This window comes from Embleya sp. NPDC005575 (genome assembly GCF_040605455.1).
Lineage (GTDB): Bacteria > Actinomycetota > Actinomycetes > Streptomycetales > Streptomycetaceae > Embleya.
Map to the genome: position 1 here is coordinate 22,082 of NZ_JBEXCV010000068.1, position 21,139 is coordinate 43,220.

The following is a 21,139-nucleotide window of genomic DNA, read 5'->3' on the forward strand; positions in this document are numbered from 1 at the left end:
CGCGTCGTCCTCGACGGGCGGCGCGGCGGCTCAGCCCGGTTGGCCCGCTGAGCTGCGTGTCGTTTTGGCGGGGTGGGTCGTCGGGCCGCCGACGGCATTGAGGACCAACTGGGCCTGGTTGTCCACGAAGCGGGTGAACAACTGCTGCGCGTAGCCGAAGATGACCGCCCAGGCGATGATCTGCGCGGACGAGTCGAGCGCGCTCAGGCCGGGAACGAAGTCGCCGCGCATGAGCAACAGGCCCAGAAGGGCGGTGAGCGCGCCGGTGGGGAGCTTGAGCAGGGCCAGGGCGACGGGCACGTTGTACGGCGTCGAGGTGCCGTGGATCCGGCGCAGCGACGCGGCGGCGGCCACGGCGGCGGCGACCAGGCCGACCAGCTCGACCACCGGGTAGTCCCACTGGGAGGCGACGTCGGCGTACATCTGGTCCAGGCTTCGCCCGGCGAACTGGTCGCGGTTCGTTGCGGAACCGGCACTGACGGTGGAAGTGGCGGTGGCGCAGACGATGCCGACGCCCGGCGGGTTGAAGCACAGCGGCACCGTCCCGGGCGAGGAGGCACCGGCGAGGGCGATCAGGGTGGCGATGATCGCGAGTGCCGCGGTGACACCGAAGACGATGTGCGCGAAACTGCGAACCCTGAGCTTCTCCTTCAGGTGCACCTGGTGTGCCACGGTCGAGGCGTCGACCAACGTTTCCCGCTGCTTTTCGGTCAGCGTGTCGCCCCCGCGAACGGACAGCGCCATTTCGTCCACGTGGGCGCGGCGTTCGTCGCCGAGTGGCAGGTGCTCCTTGATGAAGGCCACGATGCCGGGAAGGTGTGCGGTGATGTCTTCCAGCGTCAACAGCCGCAGCAGAATGATGTAGGCGACGTCCAGTTGCGTCTGGGCGACCGCGATGTGTGCGGCCGGTCGGCCGTGTTCGTGCCCCAGGGCCCTTTTCGCCTCATCGAGCGACTCGAGGGCCTGGTCGGCCAGGACCTGATCGCTCGGAGCGAGCGGACCCGGTGCGGTCTTGCTCTTGAGGAGTGCCTCGAGTTCGATGACGCGAGAGCGCAGCCCTTCGCGCAGTTCCCACTGTCCGCGTTCGTGCCGTCGGACGTTGCGGGCCTGCGAGCGCCCGACTCGACGGAAACTGCCGGGGGGCGGCGGCGGAGGCTGCTCCGCGGGTGTCGGGTTTGACTCCATGTATTCGACTATGAACGACGGGCTGGACGAATTCGGGCTCGATCGGCTTCTTCAGGTCCGGCGTCACCCCGATGGACGCGCCGGGAGCGCCTGCCGTGCTGTTGCTCGGCGTGGTATGCGAGTGCCTCCGCCGTGGATCGCTTTGGGCCGGCGATCGGGTGCGGGTCGCGGTCCTGCGGTGTGTCGCGCTCGATTCCGGTGTGCCGGCCCTCCACGATGGCCGGGTCCGCCCGGCGACGGGACCGGGCCCGGTGGGAAGGGATGCCCATGCCCCTGAGGGACTATGGAGTTCTGGCCGCGCGGGCGGTGGCGCGCGTACGCGAAGGCGCCACCGGCACACCGCACTACCAGATCCATCTGGCCGACGACGCCGGCACCATGTATCGTGCGGCGATCAACGTGCTGTCCAAGAAGGCGCCGTCCGAGCTGCTGTTCGTGGTGGTGGAGGACTTCCGCCACCCGCTCACCGACTCCCTGCCGGCCGCGGGCAGCGGGTGGACCACACTCGCCTCGCGGCCCGGCGGAGCCGCGCTCGACTACATCCGCGCCAACCTCTTCGATCCGGCGACCGCGCGGCCGCTGCCCCCGGACCTGCCCGGCGAGGACAACGACCTGGCCGATCTGCTCGATCACTACGTGCAACGCGCGATCGGCAATCCGGCGGCCGCGGTCTACGTGTTCGGCGGGCGCTTTGGCCCCGAACCCGCCGAGCCGGACCAGGTGTTCGGCTTCCTGCCCGGCAACGGTGTGCACGACGTGCACATGAACCAGGGCAACAGCGAGGAGTTCCGCAAGGACGACGGGGTCTGGCAGGACGGCGGCCTGCTCATTCGCCTGCCGGACGGCCGCTGGGTGGCCGTCTTCCTGGCCTTCCAGTCCCAGGCGTGGCACACCGATGACACCACAGGCCACACCCTCGACACCGCGCCGCCCCTCCCGGGTTCGGGCGAGGAGCCGATGCGGATCGTCGCGGCGCTGGTCAACGCTCCGGGACCGGCACCCGAGGCGGAGACCGTCACTCTGCTCAACGCCTCCCCCGCACCGATCATGCTCGACGGCTGGCAACTCCTGGACCGCGACAAGACCGCGCTGCCTCTCCCCGCGACGACGCCGGCGCCCGGTGCGGTCCTGGTGGTGCCCGGCAACCCGACGTTCCACCTGGGGAACCGCGGCGGCGTGATCACCCTGATCGATCCGGCGGGGCTCAAGGTGCACGGTGTCACGTACACCGCGGACCAAGCGCGGCGCGAGGGATGCACGATCGTGTTCTGATCGACACGTGCGCAGGGGCGGCGCGGGTGCGCGGCGCCCCTGCGTGGCATGTCCGGGCGGATATCGGTGGCACGTGCGGCCAAAAGGTGCGTACGGGAGCCGCGTTTGTCACGCTGGAAGAGACAGGTCACGTGCCCCGCCCCCGCCCCAACCGACCCCTCCGTCTCCTGGTCGCCGAAATGGCGTTCATGCGCTCCGACTTCGCCGTCGACGGGTTCGGCCCCGCCGAGGAAAGCCCGGTCACGCGGACGTGGTGGAGCTGTGATCCGCTTCGCCGAAGTCGAACTTCGGTTGTACATATGGGCGTTGGCACAGCACACCACACCGATTTTCGTAGCGGACGTCGATGGGCGGGGACGCTGCGCCCCCTACCGTCCGACCTTATGACTTCCATACAGCACGGCGTGAAGAGATCCTTCTCCGGCATGTATCGAGCGGCTCGGCGCACAACCGCCCTGGCCACGGGTCTCATCCTCACCGCGGGCCTGACGACGCTGTCCGCCACGGCGGCAACCCCGGCGGACCCCGGCACGGACGTGGCGACGTCCGGAGCCGGGCTCGACCGCTTCAACCACCAACGCCTCGACTGGCGCAGCTGTGTCCTGGGCCCGGACGACGCCGTGGGCCGCAATCTGGAGCAGGCGGGCGCGTTCTGCGCGAACGTGACCGTGCCGCTGGACTACGCCGACCCCTGGGGTCGGACCACCACCGTCGCGATCTCGCGGCTCGAAGCCACCGACACCCATCGTCGGATCGGCTCGCTGCTGCTCAACAACGGTGGCCCGGGCAATGACACCATCGGCGCGCCGCCCGACATCCGCACGGCCATGAAGGACGTCGGCGCGCGCTACGACATCATCGGGATGGACCCGCGCTTCGTCGGCCGCAGCAGCCGGCTGGACTGCGGCTGGCCGGTCGGCACCAACATCTTCTCGGCCGGTCTCGGTCGGGCGACCTTCGACCGTCAGGTCACCCTCCAGAAGGACCTGGCCGACCGGTGTCGCGCCACCAACGCCTCGGTGCTGCCGTACGTCACGACCCGCAACACCGCCCGTGACATGGACGTCATCAGGGCCGCGCTGGGCGAGCGGAAGATCTCCTACCTGGGCTACTCGTACGGCACCTATCTGGGCACGGTCTACACCCAGATGTTCCCGGGCCGCTACGACCGGGTCGTGCTCGACGGGGCGCTCGACCCGAACAACTACGGTTCCCGGACGCTGCGCGGCGGCGAGGCCGAGTACGAGCACGCGTTCGGCGACTGGGCCGCGTGGGCGGCGAGCCGCGACGACGTCTACGGCCTCGGTGGCACCCGCGACGAGGTGCTCGCCGCGGCGGACCGCATCGTCGCGGCGTCCGCGCGCAACCCGCTGACCGTCGGCACCGCGCCCGACGTCTTCCGGGTCGACGACACCCAGGTGCCGTTCGTGTACTTCATCGGGATCGCCGACGACAGCGACGCGGCCCGTGCGGCCCTCGCCGAACAGGTGTCGGTGCTGAACAAGGCCGCACAGGGGTTGCCGGCCCCGTCGTCGCCCGGCCTCATCGGGCTCCTGCAGTTCGCGCTGACCGACGGCGGCTCGCCGCACGGCAGCGTGCAGTCCGCGATCTTCTGTGGTGACGTCGCCGCCCCGCGCAACCCGGAGGTCTACTGGCGGGACGTCCAGCGCAGTCGCGCCGCACACCCGCTGTTCGGCCCGCTGAGCAACAACATCGTGCCGTGCGCCTTCTGGGACCGGCCCCGCGAGGAGCCGACCCGGGTGCGGCGCGACGCCCCGATCATGATCGTGGCCGCCACCGGCGACCCGCGCACCGTCTACAAGGGCTCCGTCGCCCTGCACGACCAGCTGCCGAGCTCCAGGCTGGTCACCCTTCGGGGCGCCAACCAGCACGGGGTCTTCGGCTCCTACGGCAACGCCTGTGTCGACAGCCGGGTCAACGCCTACCTGGCCACGGGCAACCTGCCCGCGACCGACCCGACCTGCGTGAAGTAGCCGGTCCACCGGCGTGCACCACCCGACGGGCGTGACCGGGAATCTTCGCTCACGCCCGTCGGCACGGACCGGGTCCGGCGTCGATCGCATGCCGGCTGGTGCCGGGGGTGTGCGGGGTGCGGTGTCGGTGGTCCGGCATCCCCCGGGCGGGGGAGGCGATTCCCCCGGTTCGGGGATCCACCCGCATGGGGACTCCGGCTTTTCTTGAGGCATGACAAACGCGATCAACGATCAAGACCGAAGCGGCGTCGGAGCGGCACCGGCGGCCCGGCGCGGGCGCGCGGGACGGCGGGGCGGACGCAGACTCGCGGTGCTCTCCGTGTTCTCCGTCGTGCTCGGGCTCGTCGGTGGTGGCACGGCGGTCCCGGCCCGGGCACAGGCGGCGGCAGCCGGTGCGATGGCCGAGGCCGACGAGTCCGACATCCGAGCGCTGATCGAGGCGATACCGGGCATGCGGGTGCTGGACGAGAAGCCCGTCACGCCGGGCGTCCGATACTTCGACCTGACCTACCGTCAGCCCACCGACCACCTGCGTCCCGAGCGAGGTTCCTTCGAACAGCGGCTCAGCCTTCGACACGTCTCCACGCGACGGCCGATGGTCCTGTACACCAGCGGCTACGACCTCGGCGCCGGTCCGAGCTTCCGCTCCGAGCCGACCACCCTTGTGGACGGCAACCAGATCTACACCGAGCAGCGCTACTTCGGCACATCCCGCCCCGACCCCGCCGACCCGGCCAACCTGAACATCCGTCAGGCGGCCGACGACCACCACCGGCTGATCCAGGCCCTCAAGCCGATCTACCGCGGTTCATGGATATCCACCGGCGGCAGCAAGGGCGGCATGACCACCGTCTACCATCGGCGCTTCTACCCGCACGACGTCGATGGCAGCGTGGTCTACTCCGCTCCCAACAACACCGATGACCGCGACGACACCGCATACGACGAATTCCTCGCCCGGGTGGGCACGCCCGAGTGCCGGGCCGCTCTGCAGACGGTGCAGCGCGAAGCACTCGGGCGACGGGAGGAGATGGTGGCCCGCTACGCGCAATGGGCCCAGGTGAACGGGCAGACCTTCGACACCCTGGGCAGCGTCGACAAGGCATTCGAACTCGCGGTGCTCCGCCTGCCGACGATGTTCTGGATGTATGCGGGCGAGTCGAAGTGCGCCGGCGCGCCCACGCCGGCCGCATCCTCCGACGAGTTGTACGCGTGGGTCGACGGGATCTCCCGACTGGCGGTCTACACGGACAGCAGTGTCGAGTTCTTCCAGCCGTACTTCTACCAACTGGGCACCCAGCTCGGATACATGCAGGTCGCGACCCCGCATCTGGAGGGTCTGTTGCGCTACCCCGGCATCCAGGAGGTGCGTAGCTACGTGCCTCGGGAAATACCGCTGCGGTTCGAGCCCGGGGCGATGCGCGACATCGACCGCTGGGTCCGGTCGCGGGGCAGCGAAATACTCTTCGTCTACGGCGAGAACGACCCGGTCCGTGCCGAGCCGTTCCGGCTGGGCCCGGGCAGCCGTGACGCGCAGGTCCTGATGGCGCCGCACGCGGGCCACAGCGCCAGGATCGATGTCCTCGCACCCGAGGACGCCGCCCGCGCGACCGCCGCGCTGCGCCGGTGGGCCAGGGTGTGATCCGGGTGTGATCCACCTGCTCGCAGATACGCCCCCCGGGGGGGCGTGTGGCCGGGCCATCGGAGGGGCCGGATGCCGGGCCGTTCGCAATCGCGAACCTACGACCGAACACCCCGGCTCCGGCTGCCGTGCCCGCCGACCTCGGCGCCTACACCCGAGCCGTCGAAATCCCGTCCCGCCCGAGCCCGGTCCGCGGCGCAGTGTGGCGTCAGGCCGCGTCGCGGAAGGGGCCCGTCACCTCGAAGGTCACGCGGGCGACCGGGTCGGATCAGGACGGCTTGCGGCAGAGAATCTCGCCGTGCGGGACGGAGAACCACGCGTCCTCCTGCCGCCCCCACTCCCGCCACGCCTCCGACACCGCGCGCAGCTGTTCGGTCGTCGCGTGGCCACCCTCGGTGGCGCGGTCGGCGTACGACGAGGCGAGCGTGCGGTCCGCCCACAGGCCGCTCCACCAGGCGCGTTCCTTCGCATCGGCGTAGCACCAGGTGCTCGACGAGGCGGTAATGTCGGTGCAGCCCGCTTGCAGCGCCCAGGACTTGAGGCGCCGTCCGGCATCCGGCGCGCCGCCATTGGCGCGGGCCACCCGCAGATACAGGTCGAGCCAGTCGTCCATGCCCGGTGTCGCCGGGAACCAGGCCATCGTCGGGTAGTCCGCGTCGCGGGCGGCGATGATCCCGCCCGGCTTGGTGACCCGGACCATCTCGCGCAGCGCCTGCACCGGGTCACCCACGTGCTGCAGTACCTGATGCGCGTGGACGACGCAGAAGGTGTCGTCCGGATAGTCCAGCGCGTGGACGTCTGCGACCGCGAACTCGACGTTCCGTAGGCCCGCTTCGGCGGCCGTGGCGCGCGCCTGTTCCAGGACGTCCGGTGCGTGGTCGACGCCGGTGACGTGGCCGTCGGGAACGAGTGACGCCAGGTCTGCGGTGATGGTGCCCGGACCGCAGCCGATGTCCAGGATCTTCATGTGCGGCTTCAGCGAGTCGAGGAGATAGGCCGCCGAGTTCGCGGCGGTCCGCCAGGTGTGCGAGCGCAGCACGGATTCATGGTGCCCATGCGTGTAGACGGCGCTTTCCTTCGGCATGACGTCCCCTTCGCGTCTTCTTCCGGTCCCGGAACCCGCGACATCGCGCCGCCGACCGGTACACGACACCGTACGCTCCATGTCGCATAATGAGATTCCCATCTCGAAATATGGACATCAAGTGGACTTCGGACAGACCGGCCGGAGCTTCGATCGACTACGACCGCCGGCTGAGACAATTCGGCGCTTCCCGGCAGACGACTGGTCGGCGACACCACGAGACCGGACGGGAAGGCCACCAACTAGGCTCACTGCCCGAGAAGTTCACGTCGGGGGGAGCAGACATGGCGAAGCGCATCACGTTTTGCGTCGCCGGCAGGGTCGCCGTCGGATGCGCGACCGCACTGCTGTCGATCACGACAGTCGCCGCGTGTTCCGGCGACGGCGGGAAGTTGCCTCCGAGACAGACCAGGGGCACCGAGTCTCCGCGGTCGCCCGGCTCCGGCGAGGCGACCGAGGAGGCCCCCGCGTGGTCCATGGACAACCTGCCGCCGGGCGTCGACTTCTGGGCGGGAAAGGTGGACCTGGCCGTGTTTTTGTGTCATGTCTCCGACGCGAAGACCGGCGGCTGTTCCGCCGGCGCCGTCACCGGCACCCAGCGCGATGAGATCCGCACGGCCCTTCAGGCCATGCCGCAGGTCAAGCACGTGTACTTCGAGGACCGGCGCCAGGCATGGGAGCTGTTTCGCGTGCAGAACGGCAACACACCCCTCGTCGAGGCGATGACGGCCGAGCAACTGCCGGAGTCGTTCCGCGTCAAGCTCAAGGACCCCGGCACCGTCGCGGCCGTGAAATCCGCGTTCGACGGACGCCCCGGCGTCGCCTCGACCATGACCCAGACCCCCTCCGGCCTGCCCACCGGGCCCGGGAACCCCGCGGCGCCACCACGGACCGGCATGGCGGCCCCACTGACCCCGGATCGGGCCCGGCGCGCCGTCCTGACCGTGGACGACGTCGGCCCCGGGTGGAGCGCGGGCGCCCTGACGGACACCGAGCCCAAGCCGGCTGCGGCGCCGTACTCGGGGAGCAGCGGTGACGCCGGGTGCGATCGGGCCCTCCAGAGTGTGCCGACCGGCCCGACCAGGGTCGCCCTCGGCGCGGACCGGATCTTCGAGCAGGACCGCACCGGGACGCAACTCGTCGCCTCCGTCCAGGTCTACGAAGGTGACGGCGCGGCCGTGCAGTTGGCCAAGTCCCGTGCCATGGTGACCGGTTGCGCGGACCTCGACCTCCCGTGGAACGGCGGCACCGCACGCTTTCGTGCGATCGCCGCCCCCACCGTCGGAGAGGAGGCCGTAGGCATGCGCATCGTCGTGAACCAGGGCGGCGGCCCCAAGGCCGTCGACTCGATCCTCGTGCGCATGGGGCCCAACGTCGCCACCGTCTCCGTCCTGGGTGACGTAGACGTCGACCCCACCGCCCTGGACCGACTGGTCCGCCGCGCCGCCGAATATCTGCACACCGCCGTCCGGAACTGATCACCACACCGCGCCCGGGTACGGATTCCAGGACGATCGAAGCCTCACGATCGGGTGCGACAGCGACAGCGACAGCGACAGGAACGGGCGTCGGCATGGCAACGGCACGGGCGGGGACGCCGCCACCCGCACGTCCGGGCGCGCACCCGGGCCGGCGGTGGCCGGCGGCCCCTGGTTCGGCGGGTCAGCCGTCGGTGTCGTCCAGGCGTCGGGGACCATCGTCGCCCGTCGGCGCCTCGTGCGGGATCCGGCTGAAGTCCGGGTAGTCGACGGGATCGGCCTCGTCGACGATGTCCAGCGCGACACCCTGGAGCTTCTCGGGGTTGGCAATCACGTCGATCCGCACGATTCGGCCGCCCGCCACGGTGAAGCCCGCGATGCCGCTGGGCAGGCTGGGGTCGCCCACCAGGCGTCCCGGGCCGCCGTTGACCACGACCGCGCGGGAGTAGGGCAGGAAGAACGGGGCCGACGTGAGCATGTGTCGCGCGACCTGTTCGGCGCCGACCAGGGCGGACGAGGTACGACCCCCATGCGATGTAGACGAACGTCGACCCGAAAGTGTGACGTGTACGCCCGGACCCGTGCGCAGGAGAGACCGAAAGCCGTGCCCGCCGGCGGTATGCGCGGGCGTACGTCCGCGCTCGGGAGCCGGCGGGCCGGGTGCGCCACGGACACCCGGCAGCGCCGGCATCGCACACCGAAACCCGGCCCTCTCCCCTGCCTGCCTTGCGCGCGACAGCCGACGGCCCCCGTCCCGAAGCCGGATCGAACGGCTTGGGGACGGGGGCCGGGCGGCCGGAGGCGTTACTTGCGGTTCAGGCGCATGGACATCGGGTCGATGCCCGCGCCGTCGATCACGAACGTGGTCCCGGGCGTGGAGAAGTAGGGAGACAGCGAGTCCACGAACGTCACCACGTCGACTCGTTTGATCAACTCCGCTTCGGCGGCCGTCCAATCGTCACAGCCGGCAATATCCGGCTTGGTCATGGCGAGGCCCACCAGGCGCTTGTACTCGGGGTTGTCGATGGAGCCGAAGTTGAGCCCGTCGGGCCCTGCGGGGCCGCTGAAGAAGGGGATGAGCTGGTCGGGTTGGGCGAGTGTGATCGGTGTCCACGAGACGTCCCACTGACCGGAGGCCAGCACCTCGCCGGTCGTCCCGTTCGTGAGCGGTTTGCGGGTGACCTTCACGCCGAACGACTTCCACTGTTCGATCGCCAACTCGATGGCGGAGAGGAGTTGGGAACCTCCCGTGGTGGAGTGCGGCAGCACAATGGACAGTTGCCTGCCGTCCTTGGTCCAGTACCCGCCGGACTTCTTCCAGCCGGCGCCCCGCAGTGCCTCCGCGGCGCGGGCGGGGGCGTGCGGCGGGGTGTTCGCGCCGACCGCGTCGGCCTGACAGGGCGGCAACATCGTGGTGGCGACCCTCGTCGGCGCCTCTCCCTTGCCACCGGTGGCCACCGCGCCCAACTGCTTGAGATCGAGCGCGGCGATCAGTGCCCAGCGCACCGCCGGATCGGCGGTGACGTGCTCGGGTGCCTCGTTGAGCAAGAGCATGCCGAGCGGATCGCGCTGGATCTGGGCCTTCAGTCCGGCTGCCGTCAACCGGATGCGATCGGCGCCGCCGACCTGGGCGATGTCGAGTTGTTTGCCCAGGACCAGGTTGGCCCTGGTGGACTCGTTGGAGACGACCTTGAAGACCAAACGCTCGGGCAGTTCGGCGGAGCCGGCGCCGTTCGGGCCCCAGACGTAGTCGGGTCGTTTGGTGTAGGTGAAGTGGTCGCCCGTGGCGACCTCGGTGAGCCGGTAGGGCCCGGTGCCGTTGGTCGCGTGGGTGAGCGAATCGGGTGCCGCGAGACCGGAGGGGCAGACCAGCGGCAGTCCCGTGGCGCCCCGCAGCAGGAACGGTGTGGCCTCGGGGGTGCGCAGCGTCAAGGTGTTGGCGGCATCGTCGGCGGTGGCGACGGTTCCGGGTGCCACGGACAGGCCGTACAGCGGCGACGTGTTCTTCGGGTCGACGATGTAGTTGTACTGCGCCGCGACGGCGGACGCGGTGAGCGGCTTGCCGTCGGCGCATGTCACGTCCCGCCTGAGGGTGAAGGTCGCCGAGAGGGTGTCGGACGTCCACTTCTCGGCGACGCCCGAGACGATGTTTCCGTCGGGACCGACGTTGACCAGGTTGTCGTAGGAGAACCGACTCATCAGGGACGTGATCTTGGACAGCGAGCTGAGCGGGGACACGTTGCCGGGGTCGTCGGTGATACCGATGGTGATCGTGTCCCTCCCGCCCGCGCTCGAACCGCCGGTGGCACCGCAGCCGGTGGCGAGCAGGCCCAGGGCGACCGCCGTCGCGGCTCCACGCGCGGCGCCTCTCATCGCACACCGCCGGCGGGAACGGCGGAGCGCCCGGACCGCTCGCCCCTCGATGCGGCGCCGAGCAGCGTACGAGTGTCCCGACCCGCCGTCCGGACAGCGGACCCGACCGCAGCGGATCGTCCCATGCTGGATACCTCCTCGGAGAACGGCGCAGGTGCCGCAGAGGACGCTCACGGTAGGCAGCGCCCGAACACCTCGTCTCGTCCACGTGAACGAAGAACGACCGCCGATTCCGTCCGTATCACCAACGGCAAGGCCGACGGCGTCCGGCAGTCTTCTCAAGGTTCACCCCACCCCACGTCCGCCCGTCGACCAACCGAGGCGAAGCCGAACACCACGCGGCGCGATGCCTCCGTGGGCCCACGCGAGACCCCCGCTCGCGCCTTCGCCGGTGGGTGCGGTTGCCGCCTCGCCGAGGGTGTCTTCGACGAAGAGGAAACATTGCCGATGCGGCAAAGTTATGCGCCGGGCGCACGCAAGAGCCTGGTGGGATTCAGCGACCGCCGCCGGGCCCTCGCGGCGGCCACCCTCCGGGCCCCTCGGGCCGGTTCGGATTCGCGGCATCCGGGGTCCGGCGCAGAAGCAGGTCCGTCACCACGGCAAGCGGGGGCCAGTTCAGCCGGCCGTGGCGGGCCACCGCATAGGCGCGCAGGTCGACGTGCGGGAGGGTGAGCGGGAGCAGCCGCACCCCGGGGATCATGACGATGTCCTGGGGCAACAGGCCCACGCCGAGGCCGGCGGTGATCATGCCCTGGACCAGGTCGAGGCTGTCGGCCTGGTGTGTGACGTGCGGGGTGAACCCCGCGAGCGAGGCGAGCGTACGGATCACCGTCTCGTCCGCGGTGTTGCGGGAGTTGACGATCCAGTCGTGGTCGGCGAAGCGCGCGAAGACCTCCGCCGTCGTGCCCGCGGCGTCGGCCGCGTCGTCGGCGTGCGCGGGCACGCCCAGGCCCCATCGCGCGGTCCACAGCGGTATGGCCCGCACGGTCGGGTCCTCGGCCGCCGGTGCCAGGTTGTAGTCGTAGGTCAGTGCGAGGTCCGTGCCGTCCTCGGCCAGGAGTTCCAACGCCTCGGCGGGCTCGTGCTCGCGGATCAGCACGCGGATGCGCGGATGGTCGGCGGCGAGGTCGGTGACCACGGGCAGCAGATGGGCGCGGATGGCGGTGGCGAACCCGGCGATGCGCAGGGTGCCGTTGGGCTCCGCGCCGGGTGCGAGGTCGTGATGCGCCTGCTCGACGGCGGCGAGGATGGTCACGGCGTGTTCGGCCAGTCGGCGCCCGGCCGGGGTGAGCCGGATCCGTCGCCCGTGCGGCTCGATCAGGGCGGCTCCCATGTCCCGGCCCAGCGCGGCGATCTGCTGCGAGACCGTCGAGGTGCCGGTGCCCAGCACGTCCGCGACCGCGTGCATGGAGCCCAGCCGGGCCAATTCCACCAGCACCTGTAGACGTCGGGTCTCCATCCCTCGATTGTCCACGATTCCCGAACGATTCGTTTCGAATCGGCACGTGGACACGAACGATGACAAAGTCTTCTACTTGACTCATGAGCACGCCGCCACCACATACCCGCCCGCGCCTCACGGCCGCGCGTCCGCACCTGCCGGACGCCGCGACGGGCGCCCTGATGGCCGTCGCCGCGATGTCCACCGTCCAGCTCGGACTGGCACTGTCGGTGCCGCTGATCGACCGGCTCGGCGCGCTGGGCACGGCCGGGCTGCGACTCGCGTGGGCGGGCCTGCTCCTGCTGGTTCTCGTCCGGCCGCGGCGCCGTGACTTCACCGGCCGGGATCTGTGGGCGTGCACGCTGTTGGGCGTGGTGAGCGGGGGGTTGATGCTGTTCTTCATGCTCGCCGTCGCACGCCTGCCCCTGGGCACCGCGAGTGCACTGGAATTCCTCGGCCCGCTGGCGGTCTCCCTGTACGGATCGGGTCCCGGACGCAGGCGCTGGACGGCCCTGGCCGGCATCGGCGTCGTCCTGCTGACCGAGCCGTGGCATGCCGGGACCGACCCCGTCGGTCTGGGCTTCGCGCTGGCCGCCGCGTCCTGCTGGGCGGCGTACATCCTGCTGACCCAACACGTCGGCAACCGGGTCACCGGTCTGAACGGACTGGCCGTGTCGATGCCCGTGGCGGGCCTGGTCGCCATGCTCGCCGCCGCCCCCACCGGGCTCGGCGACGTGACCTGGCAGCTGTTGCTGATCATGCTGGGGCTGGCCGTGCTGAGCGCCGTGCTGCCGTTCAGCCTGGAATTCCTCGCGTTGCGCCGACTGAGCGCCTCCGCCTTCGGGACGCTGATGAGCCTGGAACCGGCCATCGCGCTGCTGATGGGCCTGGTGGTGCTCGACCAGATCCCGGGCCCGATGCCCGCGGCCGGCGTCGTCTTCGTGGTCATCGCCGGCATCGCCGTCACCCGCACCGAGACCCGCGCGACCCCCGCCCCCGAGGACGGGCACCTCGATCCCGTCCCGCCGGGCGACCCGGCGCCCCCGGACGAGGGCCTGTCGGCGGCCGACCCCAACGACCTCGGGGCCGCGCCGGTTCGGTGAGACGAGACCGGGAAAGCCACGGCGGCACCCGTCGGCCGGGCCCGCATCGGCTCCCCACCCGCGCGGCGCACCCGACCGCGTCCCCGGCCCGACGCCACCTCCGCGGCCGCCCGGGCAACGCCGCTACGCGCGGGCCGTTCCGCGGGCTGCGGCCAGGCCGTCGACGAGATGTGTCAGAAGTCGATCGAACTCGGAACCCGTGACGCTGCGCTGGGACCGCGCGGATCCGACGCCCTCGGTCGGCGGCTCCACCCTCTCCCCCAAGGCCGGTGACCGCGACAACACCGCGCTGGAGGCCCGCGACGACGTGCTCACCTTCACCACGGCACCGCTGACCGAGCCGCTGGAGGTCTGCGGTCCCGTGTACGCGGACGTGCTCGCGGTCACCGGCACCGACCATGCCGACGTCTTCGCCCGGCTGTGCGACGTCGACGAACGCGGCCGGTCCACCAACGTATGCGACGGCATCCTGCGACTGTCCCCGGCCGGCAGCACACCGACCCGGGGCACTGTCGCCATGGGCTCGACCGGCCACCGCTTCCTTCCCGGGCATCGTGTCCGCCTGCAATTGAGCGGCGGAGCCCACCCGCGCTTCGCCCGCAACACCGGATCGGGCGAACCCGCGGACCGTGTCGTCCGCGTGCACCTCGTCGAGACGGGAAGACGCGGCGGGCCCGGTGGACCGTCACCGGCACCGCGGGATTCCCGCGGTGCCGGCGTTGCTCTTCTCGGCGAGATCGTGGCGGCGGCTGTCCCGGCCGACCGGCAACACGGTCCGTCGCGACATCGGCGGTGGGGTCAGAACGAGCCGCCGCCGTCTCCGCCGCCACCCCAGCCGCCCCCGCCGTCACCACCCCAACCGCCGAAACCGCCGTCACCGCCGCCGAAGCCACCGAATCCGCCGTCGCCCGCCCCGAACGCGCCCACGTCGGCGGCGTAGCCCATGTTCATGGACGCGCCGAGCGTGGTCCCGATCAGCAGGCCCGGCAGCAGCATGCCGCCGTACCAGCCGGCCGCCCACGGCCCGTACGCGGGGCCGGCCTCCCAGTAGGGGCGACGACCACCGGGGGCGTCCACCTCGCGAATCGCCGGGTCGAGACCGTCGTCCAGGCGGGCCGCGTCGGCCGCGCAGACCGGTACGTCCCGCTCGGCGCCGGCTGCCGGTGCCCATCGCATATCGCGCACGGACAGACCGTGCCGTGGGTCGAAGAAGCACGGCGGTCGGCGTTCCGGGAGCGGTGTGCCTCGGCGTCGGGCCTCCAGCGTCGCGAGGGCGAATCGTCCGTCGTCCAGGGCCTCGCTGACCGCGCGCACGTCCCCGGGTTCGCGGGCCGCCGCCATGGCCGACTTCGCCCGCTCGTAGGCGTCGAGGGCGTTCGTCCACTCGGCGCGCATGCCGTCGTCGGAGTCGGCCGCGCCCGGGTCGAAGGCGGCCCGTTCCAGCGTCTCACCGTATGCGGTGATGTCCTCGTCGACCACGGGCCGCACCTGCTCCAACTCCTGCCGTGCCTGCGCCGTCCGGCGGGTACGGCTGCGCCTGCGCACGAACAGGAGTACGCCGACCCCGGCGGCGATCACGACCGCGACCACCGCGAGGCCGGTCCACGACGAGCCGTCGCGTGCGGGCGCCGACCCCTGCTGTGCGTCGGCCACGGCTCCGTCGACGAAAGCGGTGAACAGCCCCGGTCCGTCACCCTGGTGCGCGGCGACCGCGTCGCTCTTGAGCGTGGCGAGCCGCGCCCGGGACATGACCGACGCATCGGCCGCGGCATCGAACGTACGGCCCACGGCGATCGCGTACACGCCGGGTCGGCCCACCTGTTCGCGCAGGCCCGACAGTACCGCCGCCCGCGAACCCGCCGTCGCGAGCGGCGAGTCGGCCGGTACCGCGACCACGAAGACCGGCTTGCCGGACGACCGGATCCTCGCCCGCAACGCATCGGCGGTATCGGCGGGCAGCACGTTCGTGGCCGCCGGAACGGTGTACACGGGATCGTCCCGAAGCGAGGCCGCGATCGTCCCGATGCCCCCACCGGATGCGGAATGCGCGGGCCCCGACGCGAAGGCCAGGATCACGACCACGAGAACCGCCCCAAGCCCGGCCATCCACGACGGCAACCACCCGCAACGAAATACACCTTTCGTCATATATTCAGGCTACTGCCACCACCCCAACCCGCCCGAGTCTCCACCGCGTCGAGAGCAGCCGGACCGCCCCGGAGGCAGTGAGATCGACCCGACGGCGACGTGGGGCGTGGACGAACTCGGCCGGCGACGCGGCCGGGGCCGAGACGACGGCAGACGTCCGCGCCGCGGGCACGGGAGACGGACGCGTAGCGCGCGGCGAGCGAGTACACGGGCACGACCCAACCACTCGTCCGCTCCCCTCGCTCGCGGCCCCGCACAGCATCGGCCCGAGCTCGGCTGATCCCTGGAGGACTCGGCCGGGACCGGATGACCCGAGGGCATCGGACCCCGGTCCGCTGCCCGATTCCGAAACCACCGGCCGACCCATCCGCCCGCGCCGCGGTCGAGGGGGTCAGCGCATCCGTCGGCGGACCTGCTTCACCTCGCGGTCGACGGCCCAGGCGTCGGCGACCGGCCCGAGGTGGCCGAGTTTGTCGGGGTTGCTCACCCCGCGGATGGCCTGGATCCGTCCGTCGAGAACCTCGATGAGCAGAGCCTGCAGGATCCGGCCGTCCCGGTCGCGGAGAATCGCGCCGGGTTGGCCGTTGACCTCGCGCGGCTCCAATGTCACGTCCACCCGGAGCAGCCACGGGAAGACCGTGCCCAGCAGCCGGGCCACATTCGCCGCGCCCAGAACGGTCCTGGCCAGCTGCGGAGCCCTGCCGCCACCGTCCCCGACCAGCTGCACATCGGCGGCCAACAGATTCTGCAGCCCGCCCACGTCGCCGTTCCTCAGCGCGTCGAAGAACCGCGTCGCCAGTTCCTGCCGCTCCCCTCGGTCGGCTTCGAACCGCGGCCGCCCGGCCTCCATATGCCGCCGCGCCCGCACCAGCAGCTGCCGGCATGCCGCCTCCGAACGCCCCACCGCCGCAGCGACGTCCGCGAACCCGAAGGCGAACACTTCCCGCAGCACGAACACCGCCCGCTCCAGCGGGCTCAGCCGCTCCAGCAGCAGGAGCGCCGCCATCGACACCGAGTCGGCCAGCTCCACCGATCGCGCCGGGTCCTGATACGGATCGTTCAGCAGCGGCTCGGGAAACCAGGGCCCGATGTACTCCTCGCGCCGCACCCGCGCGGAACGCAGCACGTCGATCGAGATCCGGGTGACCACCGCCGACAGGAAAGCCTTGGTCGACGTGGGCCGGGTCGCCGAACCGTCGAAGCGCAGCCACGTCTCCTGCACCGCGTCCTCGGCCTCACTCACGCTGCCCAGAATTCGGTAGGCGATCGAGAACAGCAGCGGCCGCAACTCCTCGAAGTCCTCGACCTTGCTCACGCCGACTTCCCTTCCCCGTGGCCCCCACCCGGTCGTACGCGCCGACGCGGGCGGCTTCCCGTGATCGGCAGGACCACCGGCGGGCCAGGGTAACGCCCCCGGCCCGGGGCCCGGGGGCCGCAGTGGCCCCCGGGCGCGTTTGCTCTGCCCAAGCCCGTGGCTTTCAGTGGAACTGCCCGGCTTCGTAGTTGCCGGCCGGCTGCCGGGTGATGACGTTCAGCCGGTTCACCGTGTTCATGAACGAGACCAGGACCACCAGGGCGGTGAGTTGCTCCTCGTCGTAATGCTTGGCGGCATCGGCCCACGCCTCGTCGGTGACCCCGCCGGCCGCGTCCGCGATCCGGGTCCCCTGCTCCGCCAATTCCAGCGCGGCGCGCTCGGCTTCGGTGAAGACCGTCGCCTCCCGCCACGCCGCCACCAGGTGGAGCCGCACCGGGGTCTCGCCGGCGGCCGCGGCCTCCTTACTGTGCATGTCGACGCAGACGGCGCAGCCGTTGATCTGGCTCACCCGAAGTGCCACCAGTTCCTGCGTCGCGGCGGGCAGCGGCAATTCCTTGATCGCCTTGCCCGTCGACATGAGGTACTTGAATGCCTTGCTGTCGACGGGGCCGGCGAAGTAGTTCAGTCGCGCGTCCATGGTGTGCTCCCTCGTGGTCGTCGGTGGCTACACCCCCTGAGACGAGGCAGCCCGACCCCCTGTGACATGGACGAATGTGACCCGCGTCTCCCGCCGCCGGCACGCTTCGATCGACGCCCGACGGTCACCGGCCGGTGCGCACGTCGTGGTCGAGGAACAGGCGGCGGCGGAGACAGGGAAGCCGGCACGGCATGGCGGCCCCACGCTCGCAGCCGACCGGGGCGCGCCCGCTCACCGACCCAGGTCGGCGGCGAAGGCCGTGAAGGACGGCGCCACGAAGCGCCACGCGCAGCGTGGGGGTTGGTCCGGAAGTCGCCACTCACGACACGGGGTCGCAGGGATCGCTGCGATAGTCGAGCGCCAGGCCACGTCGTCGCCGGATACGCGATTCACCGCGATCAAAACGGCCTGCTCGACATCCGACCAGGGCAGCGGAACAGCCGCCTCACGGCTGCTTCCCCGCACTTCGCACGCAACAGCTCCGGGGGCCTCGGAGTTGCTACGGCTCCGATAGGACGTAGACCCTCCACAACCACGGATCTTTTCCCGCTTCGTCCTCCATGGGCAAGGCTGCGGATGAAGTCCACCGCGAACGGGCGATTTCGCAGCGTAGGCTGCCGAAAGTGGGGCGACCGAATCCCGGAGCGGCCGACGCTCGGAGTTCGGCCGACGAAGATGTGGGCGGACATGATCGAGACGAATGGACGGACACCGCGCATGGAACCCGGCAAGACATCGCCCGAGGCCCTGATCGCGTCGCTCGACGACGTGAACGCCCGGCTCTTCGTACGGTTGCTCGGCCGCCCCGACGGCCACGACATGCTGTACCGCATCAGCGGAACGGTCCACAATCACGTGCCCGGTGACGTCCATGGCAAGGTCTTCCCGCACGGTCGCGCGCTGTTCGGTGTCGAGGGCTACAACATCCGCCGGCTGATCAATCCGCCGGGCACCCACGACCTGCACATGGTCTCGCGCGAAATCGTCTTCTACACCGACCCGAAGGACGGCACCGTCCTGACCGAGTGGACGAACCCGCTGGACGGACACACCCGCTCCCTCCCGCCGATCGCCAACGACCGCGTGCAACTGTCTTATCGCATCCGTGACGGCGCCCTGTACGCGGTGTTCGGCCCCGCCGAGGTACCGCTGGCCGCCTCCGTCGCCCCGCGGCAGGTCCATCGAAACCTGGTGTGGACCCTGGACGTGCCGCCCGTCTATCGCCTCGCCGACCGCTACGGCATCGACGACGACTTCGGCCTCGCGAACTCGACGTACACGTCATGGGAGTTGTTCGACTTCCTGGTGCACGAGGACGACGCCCGCGCGTACTCCGGTACGGATGCCGCCACTCGGCCGGCAGCGATGCCCGTCACCAACTGCTGGAGCCGGATCTGCCCGTACGTGCCGGCGATGGGCATCGCGGAAAGCGAGACGCCGGGCAACCTCGTCTACCACGCGCGCGCCTGGACGCTGGACGGCTTCGACGCGCTCGAACCGTGGCTGGCCGACCTCGTACGCGCACACCACCCGCTGTACACGAGCGCCCCCGACGCGCCCGGCACCGGACCCAACACCACTACCTGGACCGCGTTCCACGCCGACGAACTGGCCCCCCGCGGCCTCACCTGGCGCGAATGGCGCGACACGACCCACTGAGCCGCCCACGCACCCGCCCCACACCGCGCCCGGGCCGTTGCCGCGCATGAACTCCCGGGACGGGCCGGTGTCTTCACCCAGGCGCGTCGTGCCGCAGGGCCTCGACGAGGACCCCTCGTTCGTCCTGGGTGCGGGCTCCCGGGCCGGCCGGCCCGGTGCTCCGGCCGTGGCCTCGGCGGTCACAGGTCACGACGCGGTAGGACGCGGTCGGCCCGGGAACGACCGGCCGCCGGCTGTTGTGGTCGGTCCAGGAGCCGTGGACGAGAAGGAGCGGCTCGCCGTCGCCCGCGACTTCGTAGTACAGGTCGGCGTCACTCGGTTGTGCGTGCGGCATGCCGGTTCCCCTCGCTCGGGTGTCACGACGGTCCCGCCGTTCACTTCGTTCACGAACCGCCGTCGCGAACGTGACATTCCCGGGAGCGGCCCATGCTCCGCACGCGCGCATCCCGCGTCATCGACGGACCGAGTAGGCCACGTCGTAGGGCTCTCCGAGAACTTCTTCACCACTTTTCACTTCGGACGCAACCAACATGACGAAGGCGCGTCTATCTGATCGAGAGCTGCAACCGAAGGAATCGACAGCAATCAGCGGAATCCCGCGGAACCAGTAGCGACGGCAGCAACAGAGGAGCGGCGGGAAGCAGCAAGCGGGGCCGGGACACCGGCTCCGGCGGCACCCGGGACTCCAAGTTCGTTTTCTTTTCACCTTTTACTCAAGCAAGGGACGACTCCGTCATGCGCATGCCCGAAATAACCTCTTTCGCCCGCCGTTTCGCGGTCGGCACTCCGGTCGCCGTATTGGTCGCACTCGCCCTGCCCGCAGCCGCAGGCACCGCCCACGCGGCCGACGACCCGACTCCGACCCCTCCGTCCTCCTCCGCCGCACCGACGCCCGGCGACGGCAAGACCACGCCCACCACCAAGGCCCCCACTCCCACCAAGGCCCCCACTCCCACGAAGGCCGCCACTCCCACCAAGGCCGCCACTCCCAAGGAGGACGACCCGCACGTCGGCGAGCCCGGCTACAAGCCGTGGCTCCGGCTCGCCGCCGACGTACCGTCGACGGTCACCCGCGGCAAGACCTTCCAGAGCCGCCTGACGGTCACCAACACCACCAAGTACAACGACCGCGTATCGCCGCAGCTCGCGATCCTGCTCGACCTCACGGGCGAAAACGCGTACGCCAAGCCCGACGACGTCACGGTCGGTTTCAAGGTCCCCGGCAAGGCCATGCAAACGCTCGCCGTCACACAAGAGGGGCAAAGCCTGCACGTCGACTTCGACATTCCCGGCACCCTGCGGGTCGGTAAGTCGATCACGGTCGAGCTCTCCGTGACGATCAAGGCGTCGGTATCGACCCGGATCACCAACGGCAGCCTCAAGCCCTGGCTGGTGAGGGAAGTCGACCAGGACGTCGTCACCCACCCGTTCAAGATCGTCGCACCGACCGGGCCCGGTACCGACACGCCCACGTCGAAGACCACCAAGGACACCGCGGCGACCGACCCGCAGGTCACCGAATTGCCCAGGACCGGCAGCGCGACGGCCCTGCCGCTGACGGTCGCCGGCGGCGCGCTCGTGCTCCTCGGTGGCGGCGCGCTCGTGACCGTCCGCCGCCGCACCACCCGGTAAGCGCCGGTTGCTCGCGGCGCCGTCCCGCGCAGCGCACGTTCCCGAACGGTGAAGGGGCGCGGGGGGGGGGGGCCCCCCCCCCCCCCCCCCCGGGCGGGCCAAATAAAGGCCGGCGCCGCCGCGGCCCCGGCGGGGGCCCCCAGAGGGAGAGGCGGGGGGGGGGGGAGGGGGTGGTG

The 21,139-nt window shown here is 70.9% G+C and carries 16 protein-coding genes and 1 pseudogene; 8 read left to right on the plus strand and 9 right to left on the minus strand.

Going from position 1 to position 21,139, the window contains the following annotated elements:
* Positions 1–30: 30 nt before the first annotated feature.
* Complete coding sequence (locus tag ABZS54_RS22775; RefSeq protein WP_355538933.1) at positions 31–1,185, minus strand: hypothetical protein; 1,155 nt, start codon at positions 1,183–1,185, stop codon at positions 31–33.
* A gap of 267 nt (positions 1,186–1,452) precedes the next feature.
* Between ABZS54_RS22775 and ABZS54_RS22780 the strand changes: the two genes are divergently transcribed.
* The 3 genes from ABZS54_RS22780 (at position 1,453) to ABZS54_RS22790 (ending at position 6,093) form a co-directional block, all read left to right on the plus strand.
* A complete protein-coding gene (locus ABZS54_RS22780; protein WP_355538936.1) occupies positions 1,453–2,457 on the plus strand; it encodes a DUF2278 family protein in 1,005 nt (334 codons plus the stop codon).
* 383 nt (positions 2,458–2,840) lie between these two features.
* Positions 2,841–4,451, plus strand: coding sequence for an alpha/beta hydrolase (locus ABZS54_RS22785; RefSeq protein ID WP_355538939.1), 1,611 nt, complete (start codon positions 2,841–2,843; stop codon positions 4,449–4,451).
* A 319-nt stretch (positions 4,452–4,770) separates the two neighbouring features.
* A complete protein-coding gene (locus tag ABZS54_RS22790; protein WP_355538942.1) occupies positions 4,771–6,093 on the plus strand; it encodes a S28 family serine protease in 1,323 nt (440 codons plus the stop codon).
* 268 nt (positions 6,094–6,361) lie between these two features.
* On the opposite strand, the gene ABZS54_RS22795 is transcribed toward ABZS54_RS22790, so the two are convergent.
* Positions 6,362–7,177 (minus strand): class I SAM-dependent methyltransferase, encoded by an 816-nt coding sequence (locus tag ABZS54_RS22795; RefSeq protein ID WP_355538945.1) that lies wholly within the window; start codon positions 7,175–7,177, stop codon positions 6,362–6,364.
* Between the two features lie 284 nt (positions 7,178–7,461).
* Between ABZS54_RS22795 and ABZS54_RS22800 the strand changes: the two genes are divergently transcribed.
* Positions 7,462–8,655, plus strand: a complete 1,194-nt coding sequence (locus tag ABZS54_RS22800) for a permease-like cell division protein FtsX (RefSeq protein WP_355538948.1) — start codon at positions 7,462–7,464, stop codon at positions 8,653–8,655.
* Positions 8,656–8,839: 184 nt separating this feature from the next.
* Here ABZS54_RS22800 and ABZS54_RS22805 read toward each other — a convergent pair whose 3' ends face one another.
* The 3 genes from ABZS54_RS22805 to ABZS54_RS22815 all read right to left on the minus strand — a co-directional run bounded on the left by ABZS54_RS22805 (position 8,840) and on the right by ABZS54_RS22815 (position 12,487).
* A complete protein-coding gene (locus ABZS54_RS22805; RefSeq protein WP_355538951.1) occupies positions 8,840–9,133 on the minus strand; it encodes a hypothetical protein in 294 nt (97 codons plus the stop codon).
* Positions 9,134–9,459: 326 nt separating this feature from the next.
* A complete protein-coding gene (locus tag ABZS54_RS22810; protein WP_355538954.1) occupies positions 9,460–11,028 on the minus strand; it encodes an ABC transporter substrate-binding protein in 1,569 nt (522 codons plus the stop codon).
* A gap of 493 nt (positions 11,029–11,521) precedes the next feature.
* Complete coding sequence (locus ABZS54_RS22815) at positions 11,522–12,487, minus strand: LysR family transcriptional regulator (RefSeq protein WP_355538957.1); 966 nt, start codon at positions 12,485–12,487, stop codon at positions 11,522–11,524.
* 83 nt (positions 12,488–12,570) lie between these two features.
* Here ABZS54_RS22815 and ABZS54_RS22820 point away from each other — a divergent pair, with 83 nt between their 5' ends.
* The gene (locus ABZS54_RS22820; protein WP_355538960.1) at positions 12,571–13,572 is read left to right on the plus strand and encodes an EamA family transporter; all 1,002 of its coding nucleotides are present in this window, start codon (positions 12,571–12,573) and stop codon (positions 13,570–13,572) included.
* Between the two features lie 196 nt (positions 13,573–13,768).
* A pseudogene (locus tag ABZS54_RS22825) lies at positions 13,769–14,197 on the plus strand (CocE/NonD family hydrolase); the annotation flags it as partial.
* A 173-nt stretch (positions 14,198–14,370) separates the two neighbouring features.
* On the opposite strand, the gene ABZS54_RS22830 reads toward ABZS54_RS22825, so the two are convergent.
* The 3 genes from ABZS54_RS22830 to ABZS54_RS22840 form a co-directional block, all read right to left on the minus strand.
* Positions 14,371–15,720, minus strand: coding sequence for a hypothetical protein (locus ABZS54_RS22830; protein ID WP_355538963.1), 1,350 nt, complete (start codon positions 15,718–15,720; stop codon positions 14,371–14,373).
* A gap of 391 nt (positions 15,721–16,111) precedes the next feature.
* Positions 16,112–17,035, minus strand: coding sequence for an RNA polymerase sigma-70 factor (locus tag ABZS54_RS22835; RefSeq protein ID WP_355538966.1), 924 nt, complete (start codon positions 17,033–17,035; stop codon positions 16,112–16,114).
* 163 nt (positions 17,036–17,198) lie between these two features.
* Entirely contained in the window at positions 17,199–17,672 is a 474-nt protein-coding gene (locus ABZS54_RS22840; RefSeq protein ID WP_355538969.1) for a carboxymuconolactone decarboxylase family protein, read from the minus strand.
* Positions 17,673–18,389: 717 nt separating this feature from the next.
* Between ABZS54_RS22840 and ABZS54_RS22845 the strand changes: the two genes are divergently transcribed.
* Positions 18,390–19,331, plus strand: a complete 942-nt coding sequence (locus ABZS54_RS22845; RefSeq protein WP_355538972.1) for a DUF1838 family protein — start codon at positions 18,390–18,392, stop codon at positions 19,329–19,331.
* 73 nt (positions 19,332–19,404) lie between these two features.
* Here the strand turns inward: ABZS54_RS22845 and ABZS54_RS22850 are convergent, their stop codons facing one another.
* Positions 19,405–19,665: a hypothetical protein gene (locus tag ABZS54_RS22850; protein ID WP_355538975.1), complete on the minus strand. Its 261-nt coding sequence runs from the start codon at positions 19,663–19,665 to the stop codon at positions 19,405–19,407.
* A gap of 407 nt (positions 19,666–20,072) precedes the next feature.
* Between ABZS54_RS22850 and ABZS54_RS22855 the strand changes: the two genes are divergently transcribed.
* Positions 20,073–20,963 carry an LPXTG cell wall anchor domain-containing protein gene (locus ABZS54_RS22855; RefSeq protein ID WP_355538978.1) on the plus strand — a complete coding sequence of 297 codons (891 nt, stop codon included), beginning with the start codon at positions 20,073–20,075 and terminating at the stop codon, positions 20,961–20,963.
* Positions 20,964–21,139 lie beyond the last annotated feature (176 nt).

What these genes read in the sequence shown, in the direction of transcription:
- ABZS54_RS22775 (WP_355538933.1), bottom strand. Translation starts at nt 1,185, where the DNA reads ATGGAGTCAAACCCGACACCCGCGGAGCAGCCTCCGCCGCCGCCCCCC.
- ABZS54_RS22780 (WP_355538936.1), top strand. Translation starts at nt 1,453, where the DNA reads ATGCCCCTGAGGGACTATGGAGTTCTGGCCGCGCGGGCGGTGGCGCGC.
- ABZS54_RS22785 (WP_355538939.1), top strand. Translation starts at nt 2,841, where the DNA reads ATGACTTCCATACAGCACGGCGTGAAGAGATCCTTCTCCGGCATGTAT.
- ABZS54_RS22795 (WP_355538945.1), bottom strand. Translation starts at nt 7,177, where the DNA reads ATGCCGAAGGAAAGCGCCGTCTACACGCATGGGCACCATGAATCCGTG.
- ABZS54_RS22800 (WP_355538948.1), top strand. Translation starts at nt 7,462, where the DNA reads ATGGCGAAGCGCATCACGTTTTGCGTCGCCGGCAGGGTCGCCGTCGGA.
- ABZS54_RS22805 (WP_355538951.1), bottom strand. Translation starts at nt 9,133, where the DNA reads ATGCTCACGTCGGCCCCGTTCTTCCTGCCCTACTCCCGCGCGGTCGTG.
- ABZS54_RS22810 (WP_355538954.1), bottom strand. Translation starts at nt 11,028, where the DNA reads ATGAGAGGCGCCGCGCGTGGAGCCGCGACGGCGGTCGCCCTGGGCCTG.
- ABZS54_RS22815 (WP_355538957.1), bottom strand. Translation starts at nt 12,487, where the DNA reads ATGGAGACCCGACGTCTACAGGTGCTGGTGGAATTGGCCCGGCTGGGC.
- ABZS54_RS22820 (WP_355538960.1), top strand. Translation starts at nt 12,571, where the DNA reads ATGAGCACGCCGCCACCACATACCCGCCCGCGCCTCACGGCCGCGCGT.
- ABZS54_RS22830 (WP_355538963.1), bottom strand. Translation starts at nt 15,720, where the DNA reads ATGACGAAAGGTGTATTTCGTTGCGGGTGGTTGCCGTCGTGGATGGCC.
- ABZS54_RS22840 (WP_355538969.1), bottom strand. Translation starts at nt 17,672, where the DNA reads ATGGACGCGCGACTGAACTACTTCGCCGGCCCCGTCGACAGCAAGGCA.
- ABZS54_RS22845 (WP_355538972.1), top strand. Translation starts at nt 18,390, where the DNA reads ATGGAACCCGGCAAGACATCGCCCGAGGCCCTGATCGCGTCGCTCGAC.
- ABZS54_RS22850 (WP_355538975.1), bottom strand. Translation starts at nt 19,665, where the DNA reads ATGCCGCACGCACAACCGAGTGACGCCGACCTGTACTACGAAGTCGCG.
- ABZS54_RS22855 (WP_355538978.1), top strand. Translation starts at nt 20,073, where the DNA reads ATGCCCGAAATAACCTCTTTCGCCCGCCGTTTCGCGGTCGGCACTCCG.